The 19,247-nt window shown below is 62.6% G+C and carries 17 protein-coding genes, 1 tRNA gene and 1 riboswitch; of the genes, 9 read left to right on the top strand and 9 right to left on the bottom strand.

Features of this window, described 5'->3' with window-relative positions; genetic code table 11:
* Nucleotides 1-236: 236 nt before the first annotated feature.
* A tRNA-Gln gene (locus GGQ66_RS13820) sits at nucleotides 237-310 on the bottom strand.
* Nucleotides 311-524: 214 nt separating this feature from the next.
* Here GGQ66_RS13820 and GGQ66_RS13825 point away from each other — a divergent pair.
* Nucleotides 525-2,117 carry a Ppx/GppA phosphatase family protein gene (locus tag GGQ66_RS13825; RefSeq protein ID WP_183793314.1) on the top strand — a complete coding sequence of 531 codons (1,593 nt, stop codon included), beginning with the start codon at nucleotides 525-527 and terminating at the stop codon, nucleotides 2,115-2,117.
* A 4-nt stretch (nucleotides 2,118-2,121) separates the two neighbouring features.
* Nucleotides 2,122-2,874 carry an RlmE family RNA methyltransferase gene (locus tag GGQ66_RS13830; protein ID WP_183793315.1) on the top strand — a complete coding sequence of 251 codons (753 nt, stop codon included), beginning with the start codon at nucleotides 2,122-2,124 and terminating at the stop codon, nucleotides 2,872-2,874.
* 18 nt (nucleotides 2,875-2,892) lie between these two features.
* On the opposite strand, the gene GGQ66_RS13835 is transcribed toward GGQ66_RS13830, so the two are convergent.
* On the bottom strand, nucleotides 2,893-4,287 hold the full coding sequence (locus tag GGQ66_RS13835) for an MFS transporter (RefSeq protein WP_183793316.1): 1,395 nt from the start codon (nucleotides 4,285-4,287) through the stop codon (nucleotides 2,893-2,895).
* Between the two features lie 177 nt (nucleotides 4,288-4,464).
* On the opposite strand from GGQ66_RS13835, the gene GGQ66_RS13840 reads away from it, so the two are divergent.
* The 5 genes from GGQ66_RS13840 (at nucleotide 4,465) to adhP (ending at nucleotide 9,600) form a co-directional block, all read left to right on the top strand.
* A complete protein-coding gene (locus GGQ66_RS13840; RefSeq protein WP_183793317.1) occupies nucleotides 4,465-5,460 on the top strand; it encodes an MBL fold metallo-hydrolase in 996 nt (331 codons plus the stop codon).
* Between the two features lie 198 nt (nucleotides 5,461-5,658).
* Entirely contained in the window at nucleotides 5,659-6,150 is a 492-nt protein-coding gene (locus GGQ66_RS13845) for a ferritin-like domain-containing protein (protein ID WP_183793318.1), read from the top strand.
* Nucleotides 6,151-6,325: 175 nt separating this feature from the next.
* A complete protein-coding gene (gene guaB, locus GGQ66_RS13850) occupies nucleotides 6,326-7,828 on the top strand; it encodes an IMP dehydrogenase (RefSeq protein WP_183793319.1) in 1,503 nt (500 codons plus the stop codon).
* Nucleotides 7,829-7,830: 2 nt separating this feature from the next.
* Nucleotides 7,831-8,379: a hypothetical protein gene (locus GGQ66_RS13855; protein ID WP_183793320.1), complete on the top strand. Its 549-nt coding sequence runs from the start codon at nucleotides 7,831-7,833 to the stop codon at nucleotides 8,377-8,379.
* Between the two features lie 192 nt (nucleotides 8,380-8,571).
* Entirely contained in the window at nucleotides 8,572-9,600 is a 1,029-nt protein-coding gene (gene adhP / locus GGQ66_RS13860) for an alcohol dehydrogenase AdhP (protein WP_183793321.1), read from the top strand.
* A gap of 88 nt (nucleotides 9,601-9,688) precedes the next feature.
* On the opposite strand, the gene GGQ66_RS13865 is transcribed toward adhP, so the two are convergent.
* Nucleotides 9,689-10,588, bottom strand: coding sequence for a hydrogen peroxide-inducible genes activator (locus GGQ66_RS13865; RefSeq protein ID WP_183793472.1), 900 nt, complete (start codon nucleotides 10,586-10,588; stop codon nucleotides 9,689-9,691).
* A gap of 65 nt (nucleotides 10,589-10,653) precedes the next feature.
* Nucleotides 10,654-11,616 (bottom strand): LysR substrate-binding domain-containing protein, encoded by a 963-nt coding sequence (locus tag GGQ66_RS13870; protein ID WP_183793322.1) that lies wholly within the window; start codon nucleotides 11,614-11,616, stop codon nucleotides 10,654-10,656.
* Between the two features lie 139 nt (nucleotides 11,617-11,755).
* Between GGQ66_RS13870 and GGQ66_RS13875 the strand changes: the two genes are divergently transcribed.
* Both GGQ66_RS13875 and GGQ66_RS13880 read left to right on the top strand, forming a co-directional pair.
* Nucleotides 11,756-12,073 (top strand): DUF1127 domain-containing protein, encoded by a 318-nt coding sequence (locus GGQ66_RS13875; protein WP_183793323.1) that lies wholly within the window; start codon nucleotides 11,756-11,758, stop codon nucleotides 12,071-12,073.
* Between the two features lie 117 nt (nucleotides 12,074-12,190).
* A riboswitch (ZMP/ZTP riboswitch) is annotated at nucleotides 12,191-12,323 on the top strand.
* A 24-nt stretch (nucleotides 12,324-12,347) separates the two neighbouring features.
* Nucleotides 12,348-13,646, top strand: a complete 1,299-nt coding sequence (locus tag GGQ66_RS13880; protein ID WP_272872534.1) for a bifunctional folylpolyglutamate synthase/dihydrofolate synthase — start codon at nucleotides 12,348-12,350, stop codon at nucleotides 13,644-13,646.
* Between the two features lie 27 nt (nucleotides 13,647-13,673).
* Here the strand turns inward: GGQ66_RS13880 and GGQ66_RS13885 are convergent, their stop codons facing one another.
* From GGQ66_RS13885 to GGQ66_RS13905, 5 genes are all read right to left on the bottom strand, one after another.
* Nucleotides 13,674-15,041, bottom strand: coding sequence for a glutamate--cysteine ligase (locus GGQ66_RS13885; protein ID WP_183793324.1), 1,368 nt, complete (start codon nucleotides 15,039-15,041; stop codon nucleotides 13,674-13,676).
* A 183-nt stretch (nucleotides 15,042-15,224) separates the two neighbouring features.
* Nucleotides 15,225-15,962 carry a 16S rRNA (uracil(1498)-N(3))-methyltransferase gene (locus GGQ66_RS13890; protein ID WP_183793325.1) on the bottom strand — a complete coding sequence of 246 codons (738 nt, stop codon included), beginning with the start codon at nucleotides 15,960-15,962 and terminating at the stop codon, nucleotides 15,225-15,227.
* Between the two features lie 9 nt (nucleotides 15,963-15,971).
* Nucleotides 15,972-17,474, bottom strand: a complete 1,503-nt coding sequence (locus tag GGQ66_RS13895) for an inorganic phosphate transporter (RefSeq protein ID WP_183793326.1) — start codon at nucleotides 17,472-17,474, stop codon at nucleotides 15,972-15,974.
* Between the two features lie 139 nt (nucleotides 17,475-17,613).
* A complete protein-coding gene (locus GGQ66_RS13900; RefSeq protein ID WP_183793327.1) occupies nucleotides 17,614-18,099 on the bottom strand; it encodes an NUDIX hydrolase in 486 nt (161 codons plus the stop codon).
* A 148-nt stretch (nucleotides 18,100-18,247) separates the two neighbouring features.
* The gene (locus GGQ66_RS13905; protein ID WP_183793328.1) at nucleotides 18,248-19,144 is read right to left on the bottom strand and encodes a LysR family transcriptional regulator; all 897 of its coding nucleotides are present in this window, start codon (nucleotides 19,142-19,144) and stop codon (nucleotides 18,248-18,250) included.
* Between the last annotated feature and the right edge of the window lie 103 nt (nucleotides 19,145-19,247).

Here is a 19,247-nt window from a genome sequence, read left to right on the forward strand (position 1 = left end):
GAGGAACTTGACCACGACCGCAGACCCGAAACATACCTAACACGCGGGTCAATTCTCGGTGGAAACGCCGGGTCAGTTCTCAGTGGCAATCAACACGAATGCCCTGTCTTGTCCCCGAGATGTCCATCGCGTCTGTTTCGCGTGGGCATCACCTCTGGGCATCAGGTCGCCAATGATGCCAAAACGATATCCGGCACGACTGGAAAATCAAGGAATTAAGTGCTTTAAGGGAGAATTGGCTGGGGAACCTGGATTCGAACCAAGATTAACGGAGTCAGAGTCCGTCGTTCTACCATTGAACTATTCCCCAGCAGGGGCGGGCGTTGCCGTCCGATGAGCGGGCTTATAAACAAATCACCGGCGAATGCAATTGGGTTTTCGAAAAAAATGCACAGATTGAGGTCGCGGCGGCGGTCCCAAAAACAGTTTGGAGAATAGCGCGGCCACTGGTATGTTCAGGGCAACGTAGCATTTAATGCCAGCAGCACGCCTTCAAGGCCTTGCGCGGCGTATAGGACATTGACGTGAAAGACCCCGAAAACGGCCATCGGCCGTCCGAAGACGGGGTGTCGGCGGTTGGGCGCTCGGAGGTGAAATCCCCTCGGCGCCGCAAGGGTAGACGTGGCGGTGGCAACCGCGGCGCAGCCAAGCCTGTCGATGCCGGACCGGATTCGACCGCCGGTCCGCCTGCGCACCCCGTTTTGGCGGGCGCGGGCGAATTGTCTCACAAGAAGCGAAAGCGTCGCCGCCGGTCGAAATCTGCGGGCCAGAACGCACCTGCTGTGGTGCAGGGACAGGGGGCTGCAATTGAGCCCTCGGGCAGCCGGACGGGCGCAAATCCAGCGCCGCAGAGCGGCAAGGCTCGCCACAAGCATCGCAACCATCACCAGAAACGGGGTCCTCAGGGCAGGCCGCTCGGCGCGGGTGGCAACCGTTCTGCGGGTGCGGTCACCCATGCGGAAAACCGTACGGCGGAGGGCGGCGAGCGTGTGAACACACAGCGCCACGCCGAGCCGCGCCGTGCGCCGCAAAGGGAGGGGGGCGCTGCCCCTGCAACTGCGTCTGCCGGTCATAACGATCTTTACGCCGCGCTTGATCTCGGCACCAATAATTGCCGCCTTCTGGTGGCGCAGCCCACACGTCCCGGCCAGTTCCGCGTTATCGATGCCTTCTCGCGCATCGTGCGGCTTGGCGAAGGCCTGGGCGGCAGTGGTCGTCTCTCGGTGGATGCGATGGACCGGGCTGTCGAGGCCTTGCGTGTCTGCGCCGCCAAGCTACAGGCCCGCCGCATTCGCCGCATGCGGCTGATTGCGACGGAAGCCTGCCGCGCGGCTGCGAATGGCGAGGAATTCCTGGCGCGCGTGACGGAAGAAACCGGGCTCGATCTCGAGATCATCGACCGCGAGACGGAGGCACGGCTGGCGGTTTCGGGCTGCTCGTCGCTGGTGGAGGCGGAAGCCCGCTCGGTCGTCCTGTTCGATATCGGCGGCGGGTCCTCGGAAATTGCCATGATTCGCCTCGGTCGCCACCGGGCGGGTGGGCGTCTTGCCAATCACATCACCCACTGGACCTCGCTGCCCGTCGGCGTCGTTACGCTGTCTGAGCGCCACGGTGGCCGCGACGTGACGCCGACCGTGTTCGATGCCATGGTGTCGGAAGTGGATGGCATGCTGGCGCGCTTCGATTGCCCGCCGGTGCCGGGCGCGGAAAACGGCGGCATTCCCGATGACTTCCACCTGATCGGCACGTCGGGCACGGTCACGACGCTTGCTGGCGTCCATCTCGGTCTGCCGCGTTATGATCGCCGGCGGGTGGATGGATTGTGGCTTTCGGATGCGGAAGTCTCGGCCATGCAGGCCAAGCTCCTGTCCTGGGATTTCGACGGCCGGGCCGCCAATCCCTGCATCGGGCCTGATCGCGCCGATCTGGTTCTGGCGGGATGCGCCATTCTGGAGGCCATTCGCCGCCGCTGGCCGTCGAAGCGCATGCGCGTTGCCGATCGCGGCCTGCGCGAAGGGCTTTTGACGGACATGATGATGGAAGACGGCGTCTGGCGGCGCATGGGCCAGAGGCCGCGCCGGTCCGGGCGCGGCAAACACACGCAGAAAGACGGGTGAAGCCATGGTCAAGACACCGAGCGGCAGCAATCGCACCGGCCGCAAGATCGGCCAGAAGGTCAAGAAGGGCAAGCTGAAGGCGTCGTCGCGACGCTGGATCGAACGCCACATCAACGATCCCTATGTGCAGCGCGCGAAGCTTGAGGGTTACCGCGCCCGCGCCGCGTTCAAGCTGCTGGAAATCGATGAGAAGCACGGCATCCTGAAGGGCGCGCGCCGCATCATCGATCTGGGGGCCGCACCCGGAAGCTGGTCGCAGATCGCCGCCAAGGTCACGAATTCGACGGAAGAGGATATTCGCGTCGTCGGTATCGACTTTCTCGAAGTTGCGCCCATTCCGGGCGTGACCCTCCTGCAGATGGACTTTCTGGATGACAATGCTCCGCGCGCCATTATGGACGCTCTGCGTGGCACGCCGGATCTGGTGATTTCGGATATGGCCGCTCCCACCACCGGCCACCAGAAGACCGACCACCTGCGCACCATGCACCTGTGCGAGGTTGCCGCCCATTTCGCCGTTTCGGTTCTGGCCGAAGGCGGTCACTTCCTCGCCAAGACCTTCCAGGGCGGTACGGAGCGTGATCTCCTGAACCTGCTCAAACAGAATTTCAGGCAGGTCATTCACATCAAGCCGGGCTCATCGCGTGCCGAATCCGTGGAAATGTTCCTGCTTGCCAAGGGGTTCAAGGGCCAGAAGCACGTTGCCGATGAAGCAGCGGCTGCAGTCGATGAAGTGGAAGAGGACGACGAGGCCTGAGCGGGGCTTCCCGGACCATCAGGCTTCGATCTCTGCTTTTGCCCGGTGTCCGGAAACGGAAGCGCCCGCGTTTTTCGGCAGGCCGAAAAGCGGCGGCAGCGAGGCCAGCGAAAGCGCGGCAACCACGAAGAAGGCGACATGAAAATCGCCGAGTGCCAGATGCGACCCTGAAAACAGGGACCTGATCTCCAGAATGGATGCGGCGGTGGCAACACCGAGCGCAAGGCTGATCTGCTGTGCGACCGACGCGATGGATGTCGCCTGGCTTGCCTGCGCATCTTCGATGTCGGAGTAGGAAAGCGTATTAGTGGCTGTGAAGAAGAACGAGCGCATGAACCCCGCCATCAGCAGGAAGAAGAAGATCACCGCATAGGGCGTTTCAGGCGTCATGAAGCCGTTGGCCGCGGTAACGATCGTGGTGACGATGGCGGAGCAGATCAACACCGTGCGGAAGCCGGCGAAGGCCAGCACGCGCCGGGCGATGAACTTGGTGGTGATTGCGCCGATGGCGCCGACGAACGTGATCATGCCTGATTGGAACGGTGACAGACCGAAGCCGAGTTGCAGCATCAGCGGCATGAGAAAGGGAATGGCGCCGCTGGCGATCCGAAACAGGGTGCCGGAAACGATTGCCGTGCGAAACGTCCGGTTGGAGAAAATCGACAGGGACAGGATGGGCGAGGGCGTGCGCCGGGCATGCGCGACATAGGCAAGGCAGGCCCCCGCGCCGATGAGCGTGGTCACGACGCCGATGATGGGGGGAAGCGCCGGCAGGCTCATCACGGACAGACCGAAGATGATACCGCCGGCGGCGGTGGCTGAAAGCAGGAAGCCGCGCACATCCAGCGGCGGCGGTGCATCCGCCTCGACATCCGGCAGGTAGATGCCGGAGAGGATGTAACCGACGACACCGAAGGGCACGTTGATCAGGAAGATCCAGTGCCAGGAAAAATAGGTGGTGATGAAGCCGCCGATGGGTGGCCCGGTCAATGGGCCGACGAGGCCTGGAATGGTGAGCAGGGCCATGGCCGACACCAGATCGCTGCGCTTGGTGGTTCGCAACAAAACGAGACGGCCGACCGGCATCATCATGGCGCCGCCCATGCCCTGGAAAAAGCGGGAAAAGACGAATTGCAGCAGGTTGCCTGAAAAGGCGCAGGCGATGGAGCCGAGAATGAAGACGATGATGGCAAGGCGGAACACCCGCTTGGCGCCAAAGCGGTCGGCCATCCAGCCGCTGACCGGAATGAAGATTGCCAGCGCCACGAGATAGGCGGTCACGGCCAGCTTCAGCGTAATCGGACCAACGCCGAGATCGGCGGCGATGGCCGGGAGCGCCGTGGCGATCACGGTGGAATCCATCTGCTCCATGAAGAGCGCGACGGCGAGGATGAGTGGAACGATGCGGTTCATGGGGCCTTGGCGGACGTGCGGCGATAGCGTTTGCGATTGTCTGTAAACCGAGATTTGGTCCGAGCCAATCACGCATTCATGAAATAGCTCCTCCCACGCCGACTTCAAGTCTGCGTGAGGCGACTTTCCTTGTCACAGTCCCATCCTATGTTGGAGATCACGGCAAAGGAGGACATTATGTCGAACGAAGTGATTTTCAACAGACGCCTGCTGCTCGGTGCCGGTGCGGCGGCGCTGGCTGCACCCGCGGTGTTTGGCGCAAGCCGCGCCACCGCCCAGGAGAGCAAGACGGAAACGATGACGAAAGCGGCCTTGCCCCCTGAAATTCACCGCTTCAATGTCGGGACCTTCGAGGTCACGGTCATCAAGGATGGTGCGCGGCCGTCTGGTCAGCCGAACGAAACCTTCGGCATCAACCAGAAGCCGGAGGATGTCGCCCGGCTGCTGACCGATAATTTCCTGCCGCCGAATGTCTTTGCAAACAGCTTTGCCCCCGTGCTCGTGAAGGCCGGATCGGAAGTGGTCCTGTTCGATACCGGGCTCGGCGAGGCCGGGCGGGAATGGGGCGGCGGGCGTTTGCTCGACGGTCTGGCCGCTGCCGGCTACACGCCTGATGACGTGACCGTGGTCGTTCTCACCCACATGCATGGCGATCATATCGGCGGCATGACGGAAAAGGGCCAGCCGACCTTCCCGAAAGCCCGCTACGTCACCGGTCAGGTGGAATATGACTTCTGGGTCGATCCGGCCCGTGCCGGCACGCCGGCCGAGGGTGGACAACAGGGCGTTCTCGCCAAGGTAAAGCCATTTGCGGAAAAGTTCACCTTCCTCTCCGATGGCGGTGAAGTCGTGCCCGGTATCAGCGCCATGGCCGCCTTCGGCCACTCACCGGGCCACATGATCTACGGGCTTGAATCCGAAGGCCGAAAACTGATCCTGACGGCGGACACGGCGAACCACTACGTGCTGTCGCTGCAAAGGCCGGACTGGGAAGTGCGCTTCGATATGGACAAGGCCGCCGCTGCCGCAACACGCAGGAAGGTGTTCGACATGATCGCCACCGACCGGCTCGCCTTCCTTGGCTATCACATGCCCTTCCCCTCGGTGGGCTATGTGGAAAAGCACGAGGCCGGTTACCGCTTCGTGCCGAAGTCCTATCAGTTCGACGTCTGAAGAAAGATGTGACTACACCCTCTCCCGATGAGGAGAGGGTGCCTCAAGAGAGGGCACGCAACCTGAGTGAAATGGTTATATTTATTATATTACAGGACGTTAATGCGGATTAGAAATTGGTAATATTGATCTGAATCACATAGTGAAAATAATATGTGATGTTAGTGTCTCCCTGTAAGCCCCATCAGGAGACACGCCATGAACAAAACCATTTCCGCCCTGATCCTTGCGGTCGTCCCTGTGGCGCTGCCTTTGAGCGCTGTCGCCGGCGCCCTTGAAAAGCCGGCCGAGGCGGCGCTCCAGCGCGCGCTGGAGGATGAGTACCATGCCGAAGCCTTTTATGATGCCGTGATGGCGAAGTTCGGTGAGGTCCGCCCCTTCGTCAATATTATCGAAGCCGAGCGCCGGCATGCGTCCATGCTCGCCGATGCCATGAAGACCTATGACCTGAATGTCCCGAAAAACCGGCAGATCGGTTCTGCCGAAATGAAGGCCGCCGTGCCGGCGACGCTTGGCGAGGCCTGTCGCATGGGCGTTGCGGCCGAGATTGCCAATCGCGATCTCTACCGGAAGGAGCTTCTACCCGCCGTGACCGGCCATGCCGATATCGCGACGGTTTTCGAGCGGCTGAGTGCGGCCTCTGACAACAATCACCTGCCGGCCTTCCAGCGTTGCGTCGCCCGTAATTGAGGAACCAAACGTGACGGAGCTGTGAAATTATGCCGGACAGGGCGTTTTTGCCCGGTCCGGCTGTTCCCATACCGTGAAAACCGTGGTACCAGCCCTCGCCAACTTCCCATTTCCGAAGACCAGCCTCCGGTCCCCCTCCGCCGGCATGGCCTTCTTTTAACTGAAGGAACTTGGCATGGCTCGCATCCTGCAAACCGCAACCGGCGCCGAAGCGCTGACCTTCGACGATGTTCTTCTCCAGCCCGGCCATTCGGAAGTCATGCCGGGTCAGGTGAACGTCGCAACGCGCATCGCCCGCGACATCGACCTCAATCTGCCGATCATCTCGTCCGCCATGGATACTGTGACCGAAAGCCGTCTGGCGATTGCCATGGCCCAGGCCGGCGGCATCGGCGTCATCCACCGTAACCTCACCCCTTCCGAGCAGGCCGAGGAAGTGCGTCAGGTGAAGAAATTCGAAAGCGGCATGGTGGTGAACCCGGTCACGATCGGCCCGGATGCCAAGCTGTCCGACGCGCTGTCGTTGATGAAGGCGCACGGCATTTCCGGCATTCCGGTGGTCGAGAACGGCGGCTCCGGCGGTCACAAGACCGGTCGTCTGGTGGGTATCCTGACGAACCGTGACGTGCGCTTTGCCTCCGATCCGGACCAGAAGGTCTACGAACTCATGACCCGCGAGAACCTCGTCACGGTCAAGGAGAACGTCGAGCAGACCGAAGCCCGTCGCCTGCTTCACAAGCATCGTATCGAAAAGCTGCTGGTGGTGGATACGGACGGCCATTGCGTTGGCCTCGTCACCGTCAAGGACATGGAGAAGTCGCAGCTCAACCCGAATGCGACGAAGGATATTCAGGGCCGCCTGCGCGCCGCCGCCGCCATTTCGGTGGGGGCAGACGCCATTGACCGCGCCGAACGCCTGATCGACGCCGGCGTGGACATTCTCGTGGTCGATACGGCCCACGGCCATTCGCAGCGCGTGCTCGATGCCGTCGCCCACGTCAAGAAGATGTCGAACTCCGTTCGCATCATCGCCGGCAATGTCGCCACCGCCGAAGGCACCAAGGCGCTGATCGATGCCGGCGCCGATGCCGTCAAGGTCGGTATTGGTCCGGGTTCCATCTGCACCACGCGCATCGTCGCCGGCGTCGGCGTTCCCCAGCTTGCGGCCATCATGGCGGCCGTCGAAGCCGCCAACGAAGCCGGCATTCCGGTCATCGCCGATGGCGGCATCAAGTTCTCGGGTGATCTGGCCAAGGCGATCGCTGCCGGCGCCTCCGCTGTGATGATCGGTTCGCTGCTCGCCGGTACGGACGAAAGCCCGGGCGAGGTGTTCCTCTATCAGGGCCGTTCCTTCAAGGCCTATCGCGGCATGGGCTCGGTCGGCGCCATGGCGCGCGGCTCGGCGGATCGCTACTTCCAGGCGGAAGTACGCGATACCCTCAAGCTCGTTCCCGAAGGCGTCGAAGGCCAGGTGCCTTACAAGGGCCCGGTTTCCGGCGTGCTGCACCAGCTCGCCGGTGGCCTGCGCGCCGCCATGGGTTATGTCGGCGGTGCGACGATCCCGGAATTCCAGGAACGCGCGACCTTCGTCCGCATTTCCGGTGCCGGCCTGCGCGAAAGCCACGCCCATGACGTGACGATCACCCGCGAAAGCCCGAACTATCCGGGCGCTGCCTGACCATGGCGCTGCATCCGGTCGATCGCATTATCCTGCTGACCGGGGCGGCCTCCGCCGCCCTGTTCGGCTGGACCTATGTCGGGTTTCGTCAGCCGCTTTCGGCGCTTCTGCCGAATGTGGCGTTGCCTGATCTCGCGATCGGTGATCACGCCCGTGAAAGCGTCGCGGCATTCTTCCGCGCGCTGGCCGGGCAACCGGATGCCACCGCCCTGTTTCACAACATGCTGACCGGGCCGGAGCTTTATCTCCCGCTCGTTCTCGCCGTCTTCCTGTTTCTGCTGCTCCTGCGCGTTTCGAATGGTGCGCAGATGTTCAACCACCCGGTCGGCGGCCCGATGAAGGCCATCGTTCTGGTCCAGCCGCTGACCTATGTGCTGGCCGACTATGCCGAGAACGCCGTTTTCTTCGGCATGCTCGACCAGCCGGAGCCGCCGGTCTGGATGCTCGACCTGTCGCCCTGGCTGACAGCGTTCAAGTTCATCGGCCTGTCGCTGTCGGCGATCTTCGTGCTGCGCTTCACGGTGCTGCGCAAACTGCAACCGAAGACGTAACGTAATAACTTTACTAAATAAGTCATGTTTATGGGCGCCCTGTCGCGTTTCCGATACAGGTCGGCTTCACAATTTGCGTGTGTTTGATCCAGATCCTTGGATGCGCCGTTCCGGCCTGTTTTTCTATGCGCGGTTGTTTCGTCATGGCGACGAAACGCACCGCCAAACGGAAAGACAAACGGGAGACGACCCATGGCAAAGACAATGAAAGCCGCTGTCGTGCGGGCCTTCGGCCAGCCGCTGACCATCGAGGAAGTTCCGATCCCGGATCCGGGTCCGGGTGAAATTCTCATCAACTACAAGGCCACCGGCGTATGCCACACCGACCTGCACGCCGCCACCGGCGATTGGCCGGTAAAGCCCAATCCGCCCTTCATTCCCGGCCATGAGGGCGTGGGCTATGTCGCGAAGATCGGTGCCGGTGTCACCGGCATCAAGGAAGGCGACCGCGCCGGCACGCCTTGGCTCTACACCGCCTGCGGCTGCTGCATTCCCTGCCGCACCGGCTGGGAAACCCTGTGCCCGAGCCAGAAGAACGCCGGTTACTCCGTCAACGGTTCCTTTGCGGAATACGGCCTTGCTGATCCGAAGTTCGTCGGCCGCCTGCCGGATAATCTCGAATTCGGCCCCGCGGCTCCGGTTCTGTGCGCCGGGGTGACGGTCTACAAGGGGCTGAAGGAAACGGAAGTGCGTCCCGGCGAATGGGTGGTCATTTCCGGTATTGGCGGCCTCGGCCACATGGCCGTGCAATATGCCAAGGCCATGGGCATGCATGTCGTCGCCGCCGATATCTTCGACGACAAGCTGGAATTGGCAAAGAAGCTCGGCGCCGATATCACCGTCAATGGTCGTGATGCCGATGCCATCGCCCAGGTGCAGAAGGCCACCGGCGGCACCCATGGCGCGCTCGTCACCGCCGTTTCGCCCAAGGCGATGGAACAGGCCTATGGCTTCCTGCGCTCCAAGGGCACGATGGCGCTGGTCGGCCTGCCGCCGGGCTTCGTTTCCATCCCGGTGTTCGAAACCGTGTTGAAGCGCATCACGGTGCGCGGCTCCATCGTCGGCACGCGGCAGGATCTGGAGGAAGCGCTGACCTTCGCCGGTGAGGGCAAGGTGGCTGCCCACTTCTCTTGGGACAAGCTGGAAAACATCAACGCGATCTTCCACCGCATGGAAGAGGGCAAGATCGACGGACGTATCGTCGTGGATCTCGCCGCGTAAGCTTTGAACAATGGATGGGGCGCGGAAAGCGCCCCCTCCGGCCATCGGGCAGGTTCCACTCTTCCGGCGATGCCCGCAAGGCAGGCGATTATGCGTCCACTCTCGGCGCGCAGGCCATGATCGCCTCAGCCAGCGCCCCCATTCCCGAAAGCCGCGCGTCGCTTGCCCGCCAGAACAGTGCGATCTGTCGCGAAGGGGCGGGGTCCCTGAAGGGAACGATGGTCAACCGGTTGCGGGCGGCTTCGGTCGGAATCGCCATTTCCGGGATCAACGTCATGCCCATATCATAGGCCACCATCTGCAAAAGCGTGGTCATAGAGGTCGCGCCGATATTCACGAGGCTGCGCTTTTCCGCCACACCGCACACACCAAGCGCCTGATCGCGCAGGCAATGGCCTTCCTCCAGCAGAAGCAGCCGTTCGGGATCGACCTCGGCCTCCGTCAGCGGCGAGAGGATCACGTCGCGGTCGTTCTCCGCCATCGCCATGAAGAACCGGTCGGTCAGGAGCGGGCGTGAACGCAGGAAGGCCGCTTCGATGGGCAGCGCTGCGACGACAGCATCGAGCCGCCCTTCGCCAAGATCTGCAATCAGGTGATCGGTCACGGCTTCCCGCAATTCGATCTGCACATCGGGATAGGTGCCTCGCAGATAGGGCACCAGATGCGGCACGAGATAGGGCGCGACGGTGGGGATGATGCCGATCCGGACCTTGCCGTCCAGTAGTCCCTGGCTTTGCTGTGCGGATTGTTCCAGCGTATCGATCTGCGCGAGAATGGCGCGGACCTGTGCCAGAACCTCCTCGCCGCGGGCGGTCAGAAGCGTCGCGCCGCGGGCGCGTTCCACCAGCTTTACGCCCAGATGGTTCTCCATTTCCATGATCTGCGTGGAAAGGGCCGGCTGGGTTACATTGGCGAGTTCCGCCGCCCGGCCAAAATGGCGGGTCGTGGCCAGCGCATCGAAATAGCGCATCTGTCGAATGGTCAGCATGATAGGCAAGACTTATCGCCTGCGCCGGAAAGCGCAAGGGGAAATGATGGCGGCGCTGGCCTGGCTCACCAGCCGGGCATGAGGTGGCCGGGGCGGTGGCGTGGCGGGCGTGGTGCAAAGCTCCTGACATCGCCATCCAGATCGTCCGGCACGGAGGAGGCCGAGGCGATGGAAATATTATCCAGACAGGCGGCAATGTGGTCGGTAATGGCGCTCATCAGGGAAACCGAAAGGCCCGGACGCTTCATAAGACCGATCTGCACCGGCGGCAGGGGCGGGAAGCCATCGGCCGAGGTCAGCACCTTCATACCCGGCCTGAGTGCCGATTCCGGCAGGACCGACACCGCCATGCCAGCCAGAACGGCGGCGGTCACGACGGTGGACGACCAGCTCGTGAACAGGATCTGGTAGTCGCGTCCATCGGCATCGAGCGCCGAACAGGCGAGCTGGCGCCAGCAGCAGTCGCGCCGGCCCACGGCCAGCGGCACCGGCGCATTGTCGCGCAGCGGGTGGTTGGCGGAAGCGACCCAGCACAGCGGCTCAGTGCGCACCACATCCGATTGGCGCTCGCGCGGATTATGCGTCACCAGCGCAATGTCGAGTTCGCCCTTCTGCATCTTTTCCGTCAGGCTCGTTGACGGTTCACAGACGATGTAAAGCTCGACATTGGGGTGTGTCTTGGCAAAGCGGCCAATGATTTCCGGCATGTAGCGGTCGGCGTAATCGTCCGGCGTGCCGATCCGGAGTGTGCCCTCCAGACGGTTGTCGTCGAAGGCGGCGATGGCCTCGTTGTTGAGGCGGATAATGCGTCGCGCATAGTTCAGCAGCTTTTCGCCCTCGGCGGTCAGCCGGTTGCCGCGTCCGTCCTTGGTGAAAAGCTGCTTGCCGATCCGTTCTTCCAGCCGCCGCATCTGCATCGAGACGGCCGATTGGGTCTTGAAAATGCGGTCCGCCGCCCGGGTGAAGCTGCCCGTATCGGCAATGGCGATGAAGGTGTGAAGCTGGTCGATGTCGAGCGGCGCGGACATGGGGAGTATCCATAAGAAAGGTTGATGATACACATTAAAAACATTCGCTGGACTGATCAATAGCTTTTCAGCATTTTGCCGTCACGAGGCGAAGCCAGACGGGTATCGCCCGAACACGGAACCCAACGGGAAGACCCCCATGTCCAGCATCAAGGAGATCAGTTTCAACGCCGCCGCCGGCCACAGCCTCACGTCTGCGCCGAGGGCCCGCTCTTTCGCAACGCCCTTTTCCGCCGTGCGCGCCTCTGTTTCCGGCTTTGTGCGCGCCCTCCTGAACCGTTCCGACGCCGGCGGCCTGCGTGAACTTGACGACCACATGCTGGACGATATCGGCCTGACGCGGTCTGATGTGCAGAGGGCCTTTGCCGTTACCGGCAGGTTTGAGGATCCGACGCCGGATCTGGCGCGCAGCGTGCGTGCCCGCGCCTGGCGACGTTTTGCGAAAACGCATTACTGATCTCCCGATTTTCCCCGCGGAGCGATCGCCAATGCGCTCCGCCTTTACCCGGCGTCGACCCCCGTCGCCGGGTCTTTTTATGCCCGCTTGCGTCCATCCGGGCGGGGCGCTATACCGTCGCCGCTGCGTGACTGGCGACGAGAGCATTCCAGCAAACGTGTGATACGATTTTGCGTCCGGAACGGCTCCATAGATGGGCAACCATCGGGAAGCGCTGCGCCTTGCATTGCCGCGCGCCTGGGCACCGATCGAAATTGGAACGAAGGTGCCGACCATGCGGGATGTCCGCGACCAGCAATTGATCGACGTTCTGGCCGAGCTTGACGGCCTGACCAACTGGGAAAGCCGCCCGCGCGATGGCATGCGGGTCGGGCTTGATCCTATTCACGATCTCGCCGCCCGGCTCGGGCATCCCGAACGCAGCTTCCGTTCCATCCATGTTGCCGGTACCAAGGGCAAAAGCTCCACCTGCGCGTTGCTGGAGGCCGCCCTCTGTCGCGCCGGGTTCAGGGTGGGGCGCTATTCCTCGCCGCATGTGGAATATTTCGGCGAGCGCATGACACTGGACGGGCACCCCGCCGCCGAACCGCTGATGGCCTCCGCTCTCCTGCGGGCCATGGAGGCGCTGAAAGCCGCCCGTGCCGATAACACCGCCGCCGCCCACGCCACCTGGTTTGATGTGTTGACCATCGCCGCCTTCGTGCTGTTTCGCGATGCCGGGGTGGAGTGGGCCGTGGTCGAAACCGGCCTTGGCGGGCGGCTTGATTCCACCAGCGTCGTGCCGAGCGATGTTGCCATCATCACCAATATCGAGCTGGAACATACGGAAGTTCTGGGCAAGACGCGCGCCAAGATCGCCTTTGAGAAGGCCGGCATCATCAAGCCCGCCCGCATCGCCATCACGCCGCTGCCGGCTTCGGATGAAGCGGGTGCGGTGATCGCAGCCCGTGCCGATGAACTGGGTGCGGCGTTGATCGTGCCGGTGCTGCCGGATATCACGACGATTTCCGAACGCAATGCCCGCATTGTGGGGGCAGCGCTGGAGGCGCTCGGCGAACGCGGCGTGCGCGCCAAGGGCGGTGCCGCCGCCGGCAAGCCGCTTGGCGCCTGGCTGCTGGATCGCGCCACGCTGGAGGCCGCCCGCCTGCCGGGCCGCATGGAATTTTTCGATGTGGAGGTGGGGAAGGGCGACAAGGCCCGTACGGTGCATGTCGTGCTCGATGGCGCCCATGTACCCTTCAACCTTGCCGCCGTGCTGGCTGACCTCCGCCTGACGCCGGATCACACCGGCGCGTGTCTTGCGGTCGTCTCGATTGCCCGCGACAAGGATGCGGAGGGCCTGCTCGGCCTTCTGGCCAAGGAGGGCGCCACCGCCATCTTTACCCACGCCACGGATCGTTCGCGCGACCCGCAGGAACTGGCCGATATCGCGGCAAAGGTGGGCTTGAGCTGCACGGTGATTGCCGACCCGCTCAAGGCTTATGCGCAGGCGCTGGAAACGGCGGCGCTCAGTGGCCAATGGGTGCTGGTCACCGGTTCGCTCTACATGACGGGCGTCGTACCGCGGCCGTAAGGGCCGGGGTCGAAGCCCTCTCAAACATCAATACTGGTAGGCGCTGAACACCGGTTCCACCGAGCCGTTCCATTCGCCATGGAAAGCCGCCAGCATGTCTTCGGCCAGCGTCGACCTGCGCGCAAGAATGGTGTCGAGCGGGGCGAGGAAGAGGCTTTCGTCATCGCCGGCCTTGTTGCGAATGCCGCGTGCCTTGAGGCCCTTGCTGGCAATGGCGACGGCTTCGCGGGCGATATCGAGCGCCGAATGACCGGCGATAGCCGCGGCAAGACCCTGGGTCGGCACGGCGTCGCGCAGCGCGACCACATCCGCAAAGGTCCAGTTGGCCGTCAGCGCCTCGGCATCGGCCAGCGCGCCATCGTCATAGAGAAGGCCGACCCAGAAGGCGGGCAGGGCGACAATGTGCGACAGCGGACCGTTATCGGCGCCGCGCATTTCCAGGAACTTCTTCAGCCGCACATCGGGGAAGAGCGTGGAAAGATGGTTGGTCCAGTCGCCCTGCGTCGGCTGCCAGGCATCGATGCGGCCCTTCATCGCGCCGTTCAGGAACTGGCGGAAGGTGATGTCCGTGCAATTGATGTAACGGCCGTCGCGAATGACGAAATACATGGGCACGTCGAGCGCCCATTCCGCATAGTCGGTAAAGCCGAAATCCGGCCTGAAGACGAAGGGCAGGCAGCCGGCACGGGCATTGTCGGTATCGCGCCAGATTTCGCCGCGCCAGGACTGGTAGCCGTTCGGTTTGCCATCGGTAAACGGCGAGGCGGCAAACAGCGCGGTGGCAATGGCCTGCAGCTTCATGGAAACGCGCATCTTGCGCGCCATGTCTTCTTCGCTGGAATAGTCGAGGTTCACCTGAATGGTGGCGCTACGATACATCATGTCCAGCCCATGGCTGCCGACCTTCGGCATATAGGCCGTCATGATGTCATAGCGCGATTTCGGCATGCGCGGCGTTTCATCGAAGGTCCATTTCGGGCTGCCGCCAATGCCGAGGAAGCGAATGCCGAGCGGCTCCGCAACGGCGTGGAGCGCATCGAGATGGGCCTTCGCTTCCCCCGCGGTTTCGAAGAGGTTGGCAAGCGGCGCGCCGGAAAGCTCGAACTGGCCGCCGGGCTCGATGGAAATGGCACCCATGCCCGTCGCTTCCGCGAGCCCGATGATCTTGCCGTTATCTTCGATCGGTTCCCAGCCCAACCGGTCGCGCATGCCGTTAAGCAGCGCCTCGATGCCCCCCTCATAGGGGACAGGCCGGTTGCCGTCGGTGTAGAAGGCGAATTTTTCATGCTCGGTCCCCAGACGGAACCGCTCCTTTGGCTTGCAGCCGGATTCCATATAGGCAGTCAGCTCGGAATGCGCGGAGAGCGGCGTATCGTCGGTCGTATCGCGGGCCATGAAACCTGCCTTGTCTGGTCTATTTTGTGTTCGTTGGAGTGATTGGACTGGAAATTGTTCAGAGGCAAGTGAATTTCTTTTGGAGATCGTTCAAAAAAACAATCTCCCAGCCCCGCCGACGAACAGGTGGGGATTGCCTTGCCAACCGGCAATGCGCGCGAAAAAATTTCTATGGCTGTGGGGTCAATTCCAATCGCCGCAGGCCGCCTGCACCAGCGCCATGGCGGCAACGGCGGCGGTATCGGCTCTGAGAATACGCGTTCCGAGCGGAATGGCGGTGACGAAGGAAAGCCCACGCAGCCAGAGCCGTTCCTCTTCGGAAAAGCCGCCTTCGGGGCCGATGAGCAGCGCCACCGGCGTGCCCTTCAGCGCCTGCAACACGGGCAGGGGATTGTTCGTCGCCTCGCCTTCGTCGCAAAAGAGAATACGCCGCGAGGCATCCCAGCGGTCGAGAAGGTCGCGAAGCCTCACCGGAGCTTCCAGCACAGGCACGGAAATGACGCCGCATTGTTCCGCCGCCTCGATGACATTGGCGCGCAACCGTTCCATGCTGGTGATCTTGCCCTGCACATGCTGGGTCATGACCGGCTGCATCACGCCAGCGCCCATTTCCACGGCCTTCTGCACCATATAATCCATGCGCCCGGTCTTCAGCGGCGCGAAGAGATAGTGCAGGTCGGGCATCGGCGTCTGTGCCCGCGTCTGCTCGGCGGCAATCAGCACGATCTTCTTGCGGGTCGGGAAGGAGAGCGTTGCCCGCCATTCGCCATCACGGCCGTTGAACAGCAGGATTTCGGCGCCGTCTTCCAGCCGCAGCACATTGGCGAGGTAGTTGAACTGGTCGGCATTGGCGGCGACCGCCGCGCCGGCATGAAGCGCATCTTCGATGTGAAGCCGTTGCAGGCGGAAATTGGCGCGCATGGCGGTTCCTCAAAAAAACAGTGACATCAGCCCGTAAAGGGCCGCCGAAATGATCGCTGAAGCCGGAACCGTGATCATCCAGGCGGCGATGATCGTCATCAGATGCGAACGACGCACCAGAAAACGGCGGCGCATCTCGTCGGGATTGCTCTCTCCTGCCTTCGCCTTGGCTTTCTTGCCGGATTTCTCTTGCATATAGGCGAGGCGGCGGGCGGAATTGCGGGTATACCATTCGCGAAAGAAGCCGACGCCGAACACTGAGCCGACAGCGATATGCGTGGTGGAAACCGGCAGGCCGAGCCAGGAGGCGAGGTTCACGGTCAGGCCGGTGGAGAGCGACACGCAGAAGGCCCGCATCGGGTTCAGCTTGGTGATCTGCTCGCCGACGAGGTGGATGAGGCGCGGCCCGAACAGCAGCAGGCCGACGGAAATGCCCATGCCGCCGATCAGCATTACCCAGAACGGGATGGTTACGAGGTCGCCGACATTGGCGGCGCGCGTTGCCTCCACGATGGCCGAAAGCGGCCCCACCGCATTGGACACGTCGTTGGCCCCATGGCCGAAGGAGAGGATGGCGGCGGTGAAGATCAGCGGCAGACGAAACAGCTTGCGCAGCGACTGGTTGCGGTTTTCCAGCCCTTCGGACTGCCGGCGAATGAAGGGAATGGCCGCGAGCCAGGCAAGGACGCCGGCAAGAAGCCCGACGAGCGTCGCCATGCCGAGCGACAGCGTGGTCAGCTTGTTGAGGCCGATAAAGGCGAGATAGGTGGAAAAGGCCGCCATCATCACGCCGATCAGCACCGGAACCCAGATCCGCGCGGCGGCGATCTTGTCCTCGCGGTAGATGATCGTTTCCTTGACCATGTAGAGAATGCCGGCGGCGATGGCGCCGCCGAGAAGCGGTGAAACCGCCCAGGTCGCAGTAATCTCCGCCATGGAGGTCCAGTTCACCGCATCGAAGCCCGCCGCCGCGATACCGGCGCCCAGCACGCCACCGACCACCGTGTGTGTGGTTGAAACCGGCGCATTGGCCCAGGTGGCGATGTTCACGAAAAAGGCGGCTGATAAAAGCGCGGCCAGCATGACGCGGATCAGCATTGGCCCGTTTGTCAGCACTTCGGGGGAAACAATGCCGTCGGAAATGGTCGTCACCACGTCGCCGCCGGCAAGTAAAGCACCGGCGGTTTCGAAAAAGGCGGCCATCAACAGGGCAGCCCCCATGGTCAGCGCCTTGGCGCCGACGGCGGGGCCGACATTGTTGGTCACATCATTGGCGCCGATGTTCATGGCCATGTAGGCGGCAATCGCCGAAGCGGCGATGATGACGAGCGAACCCGGCTCGTGGAACACGGTGAAACCGGCAATCAGCATGGCGACGACAAGAAAGAGAAGGCCGATGCCGGGGGCAACGAGCGCGCGCGTGACATGGTGCGCCGCCTGTTCGTTCAGCGTCACCCGGTCGAGATCCTTGTCGAGGGTCGGCTTGCCGGCCGGCCGCGTTGTCTGTTCCATGCGCTTCCTGTCACGCTAGCCCTGCGTGAGTCTATTGATGGCGCGATTTCGTGACATGGGCGAAACGGAAACGCGCAATCCGGTCGAGTGCCACGATGCCATTTGCATTGCAACGGAAGAATGGCCGGTGCGACGAAAGTCAGGCCGTTTTGGACTTTGCCGCCAGCCAGGCCGGAAAGCGGCGCAGCAGGGATTTCAGCTCCGATTCCCGCACACGCTTCGCCGCTTCGTCGAAGGAAACCCATTCCAGATGACGACAGTCCTTCTCCGGGAAGTCGTCCAGCATTTCCTCCACCTTCAGCGCATGCACCTGTACCCGGCAGGGAATGCGCAGGCCGTTGTCCAGCACCTTGGTGTAGAGATAGGAACCCGCCGGTTCCGCATTTGCGGTGCCGCGCACGCCGGCTTCCTCGAAAGCCTCCTGGGCTGCGACCTCGTGGGAGGGTTTCGATGCCATCGGCCACCCCTTGGGAATGACCCAGCGCCCGGTGTCGCGGCTCGTCAGCAAAAGCACTTCCGGCACGCCGCTTGTCGTCATCCGGTAACAGATCGCGCCATACTGCTGGCGCGGCGGGCGCTGCACCATCAGTTTCACGTTGGAAGCGATCCGTTCGAGCAAGGTCAAGTCGTGGCCATCCTTTCGCGGCACTCATATCCGCAAATCAAGAGATTGAATCGTGCCGCAGCCTTATCCGGCGTGCAAGTGCGCCCTTCGGCTAAGCACACACTTTATATGGGGGGTGTGACGCGAAGCTGTAAGCCTGACTGGCAGTTTACTGGTCCCAATAGGGTGTCGGACCATAAAGCGCGGCGAGATAATCGATAAAGAGGCGCACCTTCGCCGGCAGAAACTCGCGGCTTGGATAAACGGCAGAGAGTGAAACGCCGCGCCCGCTTTCGTAACCTGGCAGAACCTGAAGGATCTGGCCGGATTTCAGCTCCTCGCCAATATCCCAGGTGGAACGCAGCGCAATGCCGAGGCCGGCGATCACCGCCTCGCGGATCACTTCGCTGGAATTGGTGACGAGCCGCCCCTGTGGCTTCAGCATGACCGGGCCGCCGGGGCCAACCAGCCGCCAGCTATCGTGGTTATGGGCCGGCAGGCAGACATGGTGCCTGAGGTCCTCCAGCGTCACCGGCATGCCATGCCGGGCAATGTAATCCGCCGAGGCGCAGAGAATGCGGCGTACCGGCGCCAGCCTGCGCGCCACCAGCGAGGAATCCGAGAGATCGGCAATGCGGATGGCCAAGTCGTAACCGCCGCCGACAATGTCGATCAAGTCATCGGAAAGCTCAAGCTGCACGATGAGATCGGGATGGGCTTCCATGAAGGCGTTGAGATGCGGCGCGACATGCATGCGCCCGAAGGAGGTCGGTGCGGAAATCTTCAGCGTGCCCTGCACCTTGGCCGAACGGCCGGAAACGAAGGCCTCTGCCTCCTCGATGCCGGAGAGAATGGACTGCACCCGGTTGAAGAAGCCCTGTCCGGCTTCCGTCAGTGCGATCTGCCGCGTCGTGCGCTGCAAAAGCCGCGTTCCCAGCCGGTCCTCCAGCCGCTTGATGCGTTTGGAGACCACGGCGGGGGAAAGGCCGAGCGCTCGTCCCGCCGTCGACATGGAATTGCAGGCCGCCACGCGCACGAAGACTTCCAGATCGCCGAGATTGGTCATTTCACGCTTCCCGAGAGGGCTGTCCTGGAAACAAAACCGCCCATTCTTTCCTTTTCTGTCACAAGTGCTTAGCATTTGTTATGGGCCGCGAAAACGGGTAGGA

Source organism: Allorhizobium borbori, from assembly GCF_014196535.1.
Classification (GTDB): Bacteria; Pseudomonadota; Alphaproteobacteria; order Rhizobiales; family Rhizobiaceae; genus Ectorhizobium; species Ectorhizobium borbori.

Excerpts from the sequence above, each read along its gene's own strand:
- GGQ66_RS13830 (WP_183793315.1), top strand. The coding sequence starts at position 2,122 with ATGGTCAAGACACCGAGCGGCAGCAATCGCACCGGCCGCAAGATCGGC.
- GGQ66_RS13835 (WP_183793316.1), bottom strand. The coding sequence starts at position 4,287 with ATGAACCGCATCGTTCCACTCATCCTCGCCGTCGCGCTCTTCATGGAG.
- GGQ66_RS13840 (WP_183793317.1), top strand. The coding sequence starts at position 4,465 with ATGTCGAACGAAGTGATTTTCAACAGACGCCTGCTGCTCGGTGCCGGT.
- GGQ66_RS13845 (WP_183793318.1), top strand. The coding sequence starts at position 5,659 with ATGAACAAAACCATTTCCGCCCTGATCCTTGCGGTCGTCCCTGTGGCG.
- guaB (WP_183793319.1), top strand. The coding sequence starts at position 6,326 with ATGGCTCGCATCCTGCAAACCGCAACCGGCGCCGAAGCGCTGACCTTC.
- GGQ66_RS13855 (WP_183793320.1), top strand. The coding sequence starts at position 7,831 with ATGGCGCTGCATCCGGTCGATCGCATTATCCTGCTGACCGGGGCGGCC.
- adhP (WP_183793321.1), top strand. The coding sequence starts at position 8,572 with ATGGCAAAGACAATGAAAGCCGCTGTCGTGCGGGCCTTCGGCCAGCCG.
- GGQ66_RS13865 (WP_183793472.1), bottom strand. The coding sequence starts at position 10,588 with ATGCTGACCATTCGACAGATGCGCTATTTCGATGCGCTGGCCACGACC.
- GGQ66_RS13870 (WP_183793322.1), bottom strand. The coding sequence starts at position 11,616 with ATGTCCGCGCCGCTCGACATCGACCAGCTTCACACCTTCATCGCCATT.
- GGQ66_RS13875 (WP_183793323.1), top strand. The coding sequence starts at position 11,756 with ATGTCCAGCATCAAGGAGATCAGTTTCAACGCCGCCGCCGGCCACAGC.
- GGQ66_RS13880 (WP_272872534.1), top strand. The coding sequence starts at position 12,348 with ATGCGGGATGTCCGCGACCAGCAATTGATCGACGTTCTGGCCGAGCTT.
- GGQ66_RS13885 (WP_183793324.1), bottom strand. The coding sequence starts at position 15,041 with ATGGCCCGCGATACGACCGACGATACGCCGCTCTCCGCGCATTCCGAG.
- GGQ66_RS13890 (WP_183793325.1), bottom strand. The coding sequence starts at position 15,962 with ATGCGCGCCAATTTCCGCCTGCAACGGCTTCACATCGAAGATGCGCTT.
- GGQ66_RS13895 (WP_183793326.1), bottom strand. The coding sequence starts at position 17,474 with ATGGAACAGACAACGCGGCCGGCCGGCAAGCCGACCCTCGACAAGGAT.
- GGQ66_RS13905 (WP_183793328.1), bottom strand. The coding sequence starts at position 19,144 with ATGACCAATCTCGGCGATCTGGAAGTCTTCGTGCGCGTGGCGGCCTGC.